The organism is Chamaesiphon sp. OTE_75_metabat_556, assembly GCF_031378165.1.
Taxonomy (GTDB): Bacteria; Cyanobacteriota; Cyanobacteriia; order Cyanobacteriales; family Chamaesiphonaceae; genus Chamaesiphon.
In genome coordinates this window covers 1-9,657 of record NZ_JANNDR010000059.1, presented here as the reverse complement: position 1 = coordinate 9,657, position 9,657 = coordinate 1, and the positions used below count along the sequence as shown (strand labels likewise).

Below are 9,657 nucleotides of genomic sequence, written 5' to 3'. Positions count from 1 at the left end.
TAGAGGAAGCAAATTTGCAACCACTTATTTGAGCAACCGCAATTTTGAATAACAGGATTGAACTATGAACTGCAAAAATTTACTCTTCAACAAACATCAGAATTTTAATGACTACTCTCAACGACGGTAAAGAACTTGTTTTGTTTTTTGGCGAAATAAAAACGCCTCCATTTTCTAAATCTGCACGAATTGAAACAGGCTTCCTGTTAAGAAAATTACAGAATGGAGAAATGCTTGCGATGCCTGAATCGAGACCGATGCCTAATATTGGTAAGCACTGTCACGAACTCAGAGTAGGGGACAGCGAAAATAATAAAGAGTGGCGAATCATATATCGAATTGACGAAGATGAGATTGTTGTCTTCGATGTGTTTCACAAAGCCACTCAAAAAACGCCTCAACAGATCGTCGATAATTGTCAGAAGAGAATTAAAGTATACGATCGACTCTTTGATATAGAATAGTTTGTGTAGCAATAAAATATGGATCCTATAAAAAGACAAAAAATAGAAGCTGCGGGTGGTAAAGTCGTCACTATTGCTGAATTTTTAGATATCTCCGCAGCAGAGATGGAGATAATTGAAATTCGATTATCCCTGAGTAAGTCACTGAAAAAATTCAGACAACAAGAGCAGCTATCCCAACAAAAATTGGCTAGAAATATTAATTCTAGTCAATCGCGAGTAGCAAAAATGGAGGCTAGCGATCCGTCAGTGTCGATCGATCTCCTAATCAAATCGCTATTAGCACTCGGTGCAACTCGTGAAGATATTGCGACGGCAATATTGGGCAATTAGAGATCGATCGTGAGATCGCAACTCACTATTTTGCCGTAATATGAAAAATCGAGGAGGTAATCGATCGATATTGGCTTACATTGAGATTGGTGGGGATTACAATACCAATACCAGCGTCCCGATCGCAATTAGACAACCACCGAGGACGACTTTGAATGTCAGTGGTTCGTGCAGAAATAGTGCCGAAAATATGATGACCATCATCACACTGGATTTATCGATCGGGGCTACCTGTGCGGCTTTACCAAGCTGGAGTGCCTGAAAATAAAAAATCCACGACAAGCCAGTCGCGATGCCAGAAATGACTAGGAAAATTAGCGATCGCGTCGAAATCGTGGCTAAATGGCCGATATTACCTTGGGCTAAGACAATGCCCCACGCGATGAAGAGAATTACCACCGTACGGACAGCTGTGGCTAAATTAGCATCGACATTTTCGATGCCAATCTTGGCAAAAATCGTCGTTAACGCCGCAAAAAAAGCCGAAAGTAATGCATAAATCCACCAAATATTCGAGCTACTTTCCATGAATTAAACTGTCAAGATGGGATGGTGGCCGTCGATTCTGGATCTGGGCGATCGAGATCGGTTAACTTTGAAGTTAATCTGCAATTTCGCGCTAACTAAACATCCTCTAGCTCGGCTAATCGATATAAGATAATTAATGATGTCATAGCTGGGAATAACGCTCCGATCTAACCGTCATCCGAGCGAGGCTGATCAGCATGGTAGTTGCTTTTATATTGTGACACGATCTAACTGAGGATTAGTACTGATTTTAGTTGTTGGTAATTCACTGATGAGATCCGGATGCTTATGGTTAGTACTGTCGAGTGGATTTCGCAAATCCTCGCTCTGAAGCTATCTCCAGTCAAATAAGTCGTCAGTCTGTAAATATCGTCGCTAGTCTAATTTAAACATGTCTAATTCAGATTTTCCAAGTACTTATCAGCCACAAAAAATCTCAAAGTTGGATTATTTCTACGATCAACCGGGGACGACTCCGGGGCAACTACATCTAAGTGCAGATGCTGCGCCCGCAGATCTGGTATTGATCGATTACGATCGCGATCGAGCTACGAGAGCAACTATTACTAATCCGACAGAAATCAGGGAGTATTTGAGAACTCATACTGTGTCGTGGATTGATGTTTTGGGATTGGGGAATATGGCGACCTGGGATGCTTTGAGTCCCATTTTCAATCTCCATCGGATGCTGGTAGAAGATATTGTCAATGTGCCACAACGTCCGAAAGTCGAGCATTATCAGGATCAATTGCTCGTTATTGCGATCATGGTAGTTTTGAATCCAGGGCGAACGGGATTTAGTAAGGAGCAAGTTAGCTTAGTACTGGGCAAAAATTATCTTTTGACAGTTCAAGAAGAACCAGAGGAAGACTGTTTCCATGGCGTCCGGCAGCGGATTGAAATCGATCGCGGCATCATTCGGACGCAGGGTGCTGATTATTTGGCTTACTGCTTACTCGATGCGATCGTCGATGGCTATTTTCCAGTTTTGGAATATTATGGCGAATTAATTGAGGCTCTCGAAGAAGAGGTGATGGTGCATCCCGATCGATCGACGCTCGAAAAAATCTACAAGATTCGCCGCGAACTACTCACGATCCGGCGGGCAATTTGGCCACAACGCGATGCACTCAATTCTTTGATTCGCGATGGTAGCGATCTGATTAGTAGCGAGGTGCAGGTGTATTTACGAGATTGTTACGACCATACGATTCAAGTGATGGATATGGTCGAAACATATCGAGAACTAGCGACCGGATTGATGGATGTTTATCTATCAGCCGTCAGTAATAAAATGAATGAGATCATGAAATTGCTGACTGTGGTTTCGGCAATCTTCATTCCCCTCACCTTTGTGGCGGGGGTGTATGGTATGAATTTCGATCGAGCCAAGTCACCACTAAACATGCCAGAACTAGGCTGGTACTGGGGCTATCCATTCTGTCTGGCCTTAATGCTCATAATTGGCTCTAGTCTAGTGTTCTTTTTCTGGAAACGCGGCTGGTTTAAGTCGTCAATGTGAATAGTGAATAGTGAATAGTGGAACTGCGTTCCAATTTAGCTAGATTGCGCCCAGTCCCCCAGTCCCCCAGTCCCCCAATCCCCCAGTCCCCCAGTCCCCCAATCCCCAAGTCTCCCAGTCCCCAAGTCCCCCAATCTCCTATGAACTCTACTCAAGTTTTAGATGTCCAAGATTTAGCCTGGGCACTGGGTTTAATCGGGATCTCGATCGGGTTATTGCAGTGGCAACGGGTGGGGTTAGCTGGACAAATTGTCCTAGCCGCCGCTCGATCGATCCTTCAGTTATTAGTCATGGGTTTGGGCTTGCAGCTCATTTGGCAATTTGATAATCCCTTAGTGACGATGGGGGGGATTAGCGCGATCGCGATTGCCACGACAATCGCCGCTAACAATCGCATTGGCGATCGCCTCAAGAATTTGCTCCCAATCGTCGGTGGTGCGATCTTCACGGGGCTAATTGTGGCTGTCGGATACACAATCTTGGTGGTAATCAAGCCGACAAATTGGCATCAGCCCCAGTATCTAGTCGCTTGTGCGGGAATCTGCCTGGGTTATTTGCTCAATACTACGGCGATTGCTGGCGAGCGGCTGATTGGTGAAATCGATCGATATCAAGCGGAGATTGAAACTCGGCTCAGTTTTGGTGCCACTCCCGCGCAAGCGATTGCTGACTATCGCCACACTGCCATTAAATCGGCATTGGTACCGACGATCGATTCTTTGATGGTTGCAGGTTTAGTGACAATACCTGGCTTTTTGACAGGAGAATTACTCGCAAATGTGCAGCCGGTGAATGCGGCTGGCTACCAAATCATCGTCTTATTTACAGTGATGGCAAGTAACACGATTGCCACATTACTGGTGACTGGGGGCATTGCCCAGCGGTATTTCAATCAATTTGCACAACTGCAATCTCCCGATTAAATGTTAGTAAAATCGAATTCGGTTGTCAGCAGATCTACCTCCAAACTCACGGTACAATAATGATGCTACGGAGTTACCGCGTGTACTAAATCAATTTTGGAGAGAAAATATCTACCCAAAGTTGACACAATTTTTAGTACGTTCGAGTCTAAACGATCGGGAACTCGATCGATCGCACCTCGTCCATCATTGGAGATCGATATAGCTCGATCTATCTGGACAGATATCACCTTTAAACCGATCGAGCTAACTAGCACCGATCCGGACAATTTTAATCTGAATACGATCGAATATTATAATTATGATGCAACTATCAATGAATCTTAAAACTGCAACAACACTCTCGATCCTGTTTGCTGCTGTGCTATTGAGTGGGATAGATGTTAGTGCCCATACTAGCCAACAACTGTTAACTAAACAGAGCGGTAATCTGGCTCAAAACTCACAAAAGCAATCTGAAGATCTCTTGATATCTGGCAACCAAAAATTCCAGAGAAAGGATTATAATGGTGCGATCGCTGACTTTTCGCGATCGCTACAAATTAATCCTAACTATGACAAAGCACTCTTCAATCGTGGCGTTGCTTATGGTCTGACTGGTAACAAACAAGGGGCGATCGATGACTACACCCAAGTAATCAAATTAAATCCCCAAAGTGTGAATAGCTACTTTAATCGATCGGTAGTCAAGAGCAATCTCGGCGATAAACAAGGTGCTTTGAGCGATCTCGATCGTGTCTTGCAAATCGATCCCCAAGCTACCGATGCCTATCTCAATCGCGGCAATCTCCGCCAAGATGCTGGCGAATCCGAAGCCGCACTTGCTGATTTTTCCCAAGCAATTAAACTCAAGCCCAATCGTGCCGATGCTTATCTCAATCGCGGCATTACTAAATTTAAGTTAGGCGATCGGCAAGGAGCGATGACTGATTACGATCTCGCCATTAAAAACGACCCCAATTATTATCTTGCCTACAATAATCGCGCCTTATCAAAAGCCGATTTAGGCGATACTCAGGGAGCCATTACCGACTTCAATCGGGCGATTCAGATCGAGCCTAATTATTATCTTTCCTATTATAATCGGGGCAATCTCCGTCGTAAATCTAACGATTATGCTGGTGCTGTCGTCGATTATAGTAAAACAATTCAACTCAAACCTACTTATGCCGCTGCCTACAACAATCGCGGACTCGCCCAGAAAAAGTTAAAAGATTATTCAGCCGCAATTATTGATTTCAATAAAACGCTCGAACTCACCCCTGATTTTGCCGAAGCCTACTACAATCGGGGAGCCGCTCGTCAAGCACTCAGAGATCGATCGGGTGCAGTTAGTGACTTCAAGACTGCAGCTCAATTATATCAGCAGCAAGGTAGTGGCAAAGAGTCAAAAAATGCGCTTGAGCTAGCAGCACAAATTCAGAATCAGAAGTGATAACTACTAACTAAGTTTTCAGTATCATGTAAACTTGAATCAATCCCTGCTGTTAAGTTTGAACCAATCGTGCTCGATCGCCAAACATCACCTACTCCTAAAGTGCCATGGACTGCGCTAGCAATCTTATTTTTGACTTATGCGACCTTTGGTTGGTTGTTGCACGATTGGACTAATAATCGCCAAGTGTGGTTATTAGTGGCTTTTGGGACAGTCGTCCTCGGCGGCATTGTCACCTATCCTAGTCGCAGCGTTTCATTATGTTTTGGCAGATTCTTCAAGACCGATACGCGAGCACTAATTCTCGTTGTTGCTACCAGTATTTTAACGGTAGCGTTATTAACATGGCTCCGGTTTTTTGTAGATGCTGTTGTATTGTGCGCCTCTGCATTACTAGTTAGTTTAGAATTCAAAACTAGAGGCTGGAGCGATTGGATGAGCTTAATCATGATTATTGGTTGGCAGTTATTAGGAATGAGTGCGGGTTTATCCGCTCAGTATTTATATATGCATCCCTTAGCTAATTTACCAACATTTTTCTATATTGATTACTGGTTTCAAATGCTCGATCAATTATAGCTATAAACGTTCGCGATCTCGATCTTCGTCGATCTCAATTTGCCGCACTTGATGAAACAAACTATAATCAAAAAACCGATCTCCATTCGCAGATTGGACGATAATATCCTCAAACTTACGATCGGCCAATATTTCCGCACTCTCATACACATGTCGTGCCGAGATCGCATAGGCGACAGTCTCATCAACACCACTGACTAAGACACTAATATTTGCCCGCCGTTGTTGGAAGTCGGCCGTTGTCAAGCCATACAGCGGACTATCACGATCGATCTCGTGCATGATCGTCCAAGTGAGCACCAGACTGGGAGTGCGGTGGCGAATTAATTTGAGTTCGTGAATCTTGCGCATCGAATCTCCCTCTGCCGTAACTTCATCAACAATCAGATAGACTTGAGCCGTAGCTTCTAAAATATAATTATGTCGTTCGTTGGCAACTCGAAACATCAATGTCGGTTGCCGATTATGAGTAGTAACGATCGCGAATTGACTGAATAATAATTTGGCAGTCGGCCGTGAAAATCTCGCAAAAGCCAATCCCGTGACGACGGCAACCAACAACAGACTGGCGATCGCTTCGCTGGTGACGATCGCATTGGCATAAAATGTCTTAGGATGAATCGCCCCATAACCGATCGAAGCCAAGGTTTGGACGCTAAAAAAGAAGGCATCGCTAAACGAACCCGCCCGCGCCCCTTCGAGACAATCGCCGCCAGCTAAATAAGCCAAAGCAAATAGAGTGTTGATCGCCAAATAAGCGATCGACACGATCGCCACAAACCCAATCCACGGAATCGTCAATAGCAAATGGTAGGGATCTCGCCACTGGTGGTACCATTTGCCCATACCATGAATGATAAATTTACCATTCTGATGTTCGATCCGAACCGTCCGAGACTGACGACGCAATTTAGTTTTCATCACGATCGATTTAAATGAATTTAGTACATCCCATTGGCAGCGAGAATTTAGCAGTAGGATCGGGCGATAGTACCGAACCGCAACCGATCGAATTCATCGTCCCCACTAGCGATCTCACCGAACCGCGACTCGATCTGTGGCTGACAGCACAGTTACCCGATTTCTCACGCTCGCGGTGGCAAAAACTGATCGCGCAAGGTCAAGTTCGAGTTGCCGATCGAGTCTGTACTGACAAGCAGTATAGATTAAAACCTGGCGATCGCATCCGGGCGATCGTCCCACCGCCGGATCTCCTCGACTTATTGCCCGAAGCGATTCCACTCGATATTTTGTATGAAGACGACCAACTGGCAATCGTCAATAAACCTGCTGGTATGGTCGTTCATCCCTCCGCCGGACACAGCACGGGGACACTCGTCCACGCGCTGCTCGCCCACTGTCCGCTCTCTAGTATCGGTGGTGTCCACCGCCCCGGCATCGTCCATCGATTGGACAAAGATACTAGCGGCGCGATCGCCATCGCCAAGACCGATCTAGCGCATCAACACCTCCAACAGCAACTTCAGGCCAAAACTGCTCGAAGAGAGTATTTAGGCGTGGTTTATGGCACGCCGAAGGTCGATAGTGGCACGATCGATCTGCCGATCGGTCGTCATCCAGTCGATCGCCAAAAAAATGCGATCCTCTCACTAGATCGCGGTGGCAAGACAGCCGTGACTCATTGGCAAATTGAGGAAAGGTTGCGGAGTTTTAGCCTGATTAGATTTCGGCTGGAGACGGGACGAACCCATCAAATTCGCGTTCATGCCAACCAGATCGGACATCCGATCGTTGGCGATCCGGTGTATGGTACCGGTCGATCGATTGGTGTCAAACTACCAGGACAAGCTCTGCATGCGCGCCGATTGCAGCTCATTCATCCTGTCACGGGCGAATCGATCGATGTTACTGCGCCTATTCCCGACTATTTCTTAACCTTATTGCAAGTATTACGCAATCGGCGATCTTAGTCCGGCGGTAACTTGAGGTGATCTTACTTCTCCTGGAGACACGATCGCAACATTTAAAATGGTGCAATCCGTTCGAGCAGATGATGTCCCAGTGATTGTGGCAATAGCGCTACAGATTCTTCGGCTCCGACGGCATAGTGATTCCCCGGATCGACGATCGCTTTGAGAGTATGAAACAACCTGCGTTTCGCAGGTTTAGCAGCCTGCTGCTCCGGCTCACTCTGGTGGCGACGATCGTGAGTATGACTTTTAGCTTGAAGGTTGCTTGAAGCTGGTGCCAGCGATCTGGATGTGTAATTGCGCTCGGTGGATACCATGGCGATGTGATCGGCACTCGCAGCGGATGGGGCGGGTGAATGTGACGCAACTGCTACAAAGTCATGATGGTAATGAAAAGGTGCCGACTCTTCTGGATTGAGCTGTTGACTGGTGAATGCGACAGACCGATCGACTGGCATAAATACATAGTAAGACTCGATATCTATCGATTCAGCATTAGCCGCTGAGATCGACACGCTCGGATCGGAGGCAGTGCCACTCGCTAGCTGTCCAGATCCACACACGATCGAATCATCATCAGTCGGCATCTTTTGTAAAATTTCCCGTTCGTACTCAGGCGTAAAATTATAGCGCGGCTGGCCAATTCTGTCCCAGTCTTTGAGAATATTATCTACAGATACCAGCTTGTATCTACCACGATATAAAGATTCGACGATCGCTTTGAGAATCCAAGCCCGATCGTATTTTTGAAACCATGTAATGAGGATAGCCTCCACTTGCTGATCGTCAAGTGAGAGACCATAGATTTTGATGATTACGGCGATAAGATTTTGCTGAGAATGGCTCATTGAAACTGAAATCCTTGATACCCCTCGCTCGCAAGTAATTGTAAAGATAACTTGACTTAAATAAGTGCGATCGCGGCTGAATTACTAATAGATAAGTACTAATGTCTAAGGTAATCTAAGCTTAGATCTCCGATTAGAGGTTTAGTTGCTAAGTGCGTGAGTTAGGGAGGATAAATTAACTACCAGCCAGCTTTTCAAATCCAACTCAGAGTAAAAACTGCGAGCGATCGAAAGCATAATTTATTTGTGTCACCAAATTATGTATCTCAGTTTACACTAAATTGAAATTTTTGTGTAGGTACTAGCATAAATTACAAATTATTTCAAGTTCTAATCGATAGATTTCATGGCATTAATGGTTCATTAGAACTATTAATGCCATGAAATTGCATCTTTGAATATGACGATTCTCAATAGATCCTCAAACCCTCACTACTACTGATGGGGATCGCGCGTTTAGATCCAAAAAATCCCTATTCTCGCAGTTCTCGAAAAGAGTCTGCCAAAGAGAATAGGGATCGGATCGCTCGATTAGCTAAAATTGTCATCTCAGAGGAAGAATTCTGGATGATTGATTTTAGTCATCCAGATCGCCGTTAGCGCACGTTGGCAGTTTCAACCACTTTATCGATGAGTCCATACGCCATCGCTTCAGCGGCTGACATGAAGTTATCGCGATCGGTATCTTTCTCGATCTGCTCCAAAGTTTGACCTGATCGTTCGGCCATCAATTTATTTAGGAGTGTGCGCGTTTCGAGAATATGCTTGGCTTCGATTTGGATATCCGATGCCTGCATCCGGCCAGTACCACCCAACGGCTGGTGAATCATGATCCGCGCGTGCGGTAGTGCCAAACGTTTGCCAGGACTGCCTGCTGCGAGTAAGAAGGCACCCATCGAAGCAGCTAAACCGACACAAATGGTTACGACTTCTGACTTGATGTGTTGGATCGTGTCATAGATCGCCATCCCAGCGGTGATTTCACCACCAGGGGAGTTGATATACAGATATATCGGTTTGCTGGAATCTTCGGAGTCTAAATACAGCATGTATGCAACGATCGCATTAGCCATACCAGCATCGACTTCCTCAAA

Annotated in this window: 11 protein-coding genes; 7 read left to right on the top strand and 4 right to left on the bottom strand. The window is 45.4% G+C overall.

The genetic code is table 11. The annotated features are described in order from the left end of the window. The first annotated feature begins 107 nt into the window (after window positions 1–107). Together RMO27_RS02990 and RMO27_RS02985 are read left to right on the top strand one after the other, a co-directional pair. On the top strand, window positions 108–464 hold the full coding sequence (locus RMO27_RS02990) for a type II toxin-antitoxin system RelE/ParE family toxin (RefSeq protein ID WP_309728936.1): 357 nt from the start codon (window positions 108–110) through the stop codon (window positions 462–464). An 18-nt stretch (window positions 465–482) separates the two neighbouring features. Next, a complete protein-coding gene (locus tag RMO27_RS02985) occupies window positions 483–797 on the top strand; it encodes a helix-turn-helix transcriptional regulator (RefSeq protein ID WP_309728934.1) in 315 nt (104 codons plus the stop codon). A 96-nt stretch (window positions 798–893) separates the two neighbouring features. On the opposite strand, the gene RMO27_RS02980 is transcribed toward RMO27_RS02985, so the two are convergent. Then, complete coding sequence (locus RMO27_RS02980) at window positions 894–1,325, bottom strand: EamA family transporter (RefSeq protein WP_309728932.1); 432 nt, start codon at window positions 1,323–1,325, stop codon at window positions 894–896. A gap of 391 nt (window positions 1,326–1,716) precedes the next feature. Between RMO27_RS02980 and corA the strand changes: the two genes are divergently transcribed. The 4 genes from corA (at window position 1,717) to RMO27_RS02960 (ending at window position 5,784) form a co-directional block, all read left to right on the top strand. Beyond that, complete coding sequence (gene corA / locus RMO27_RS02975) at window positions 1,717–2,847, top strand: magnesium/cobalt transporter CorA (RefSeq protein ID WP_309728930.1); 1,131 nt, start codon at window positions 1,717–1,719, stop codon at window positions 2,845–2,847. Window positions 2,848–2,987: 140 nt separating this feature from the next. Continuing rightward, entirely contained in the window at window positions 2,988–3,770 is a 783-nt protein-coding gene (locus tag RMO27_RS02970) for an ABC transporter permease (RefSeq protein WP_309728928.1), read from the top strand. 301 nt (window positions 3,771–4,071) lie between these two features. Then, complete coding sequence (locus tag RMO27_RS02965) at window positions 4,072–5,205, top strand: tetratricopeptide repeat protein (protein WP_309728926.1); 1,134 nt, start codon at window positions 4,072–4,074, stop codon at window positions 5,203–5,205. A 69-nt stretch (window positions 5,206–5,274) separates the two neighbouring features. Continuing rightward, window positions 5,275–5,784 carry a hypothetical protein gene (locus tag RMO27_RS02960; RefSeq protein ID WP_309728924.1) on the top strand — a complete coding sequence of 170 codons (510 nt, stop codon included), beginning with the start codon at window positions 5,275–5,277 and terminating at the stop codon, window positions 5,782–5,784. Here RMO27_RS02960 and RMO27_RS02955 read toward each other — a convergent pair whose 3' ends face one another. Further along, on the bottom strand, window positions 5,785–6,705 hold the full coding sequence (locus RMO27_RS02955; RefSeq protein ID WP_309728922.1) for an ion channel: 921 nt from the start codon (window positions 6,703–6,705) through the stop codon (window positions 5,785–5,787). A 14-nt stretch (window positions 6,706–6,719) separates the two neighbouring features. Between RMO27_RS02955 and RMO27_RS02950 the strand changes: the two genes are divergently transcribed. Next, window positions 6,720–7,715, top strand: a complete 996-nt coding sequence (locus tag RMO27_RS02950; protein ID WP_309728920.1) for an RluA family pseudouridine synthase — start codon at window positions 6,720–6,722, stop codon at window positions 7,713–7,715. Window positions 7,716–7,768: 53 nt separating this feature from the next. Here the strand turns inward: RMO27_RS02950 and RMO27_RS02945 are convergent, their stop codons facing one another. Then, on the bottom strand, window positions 7,769–8,563 hold the full coding sequence (locus RMO27_RS02945) for a hypothetical protein (protein WP_309728918.1): 795 nt from the start codon (window positions 8,561–8,563) through the stop codon (window positions 7,769–7,771). A 596-nt stretch (window positions 8,564–9,159) separates the two neighbouring features. Further along, the coding region (locus RMO27_RS02940; RefSeq protein ID WP_309728916.1) for an ATP-dependent Clp protease proteolytic subunit at window positions 9,160–9,657 on the bottom strand (498 nt) is incomplete at its 5' end.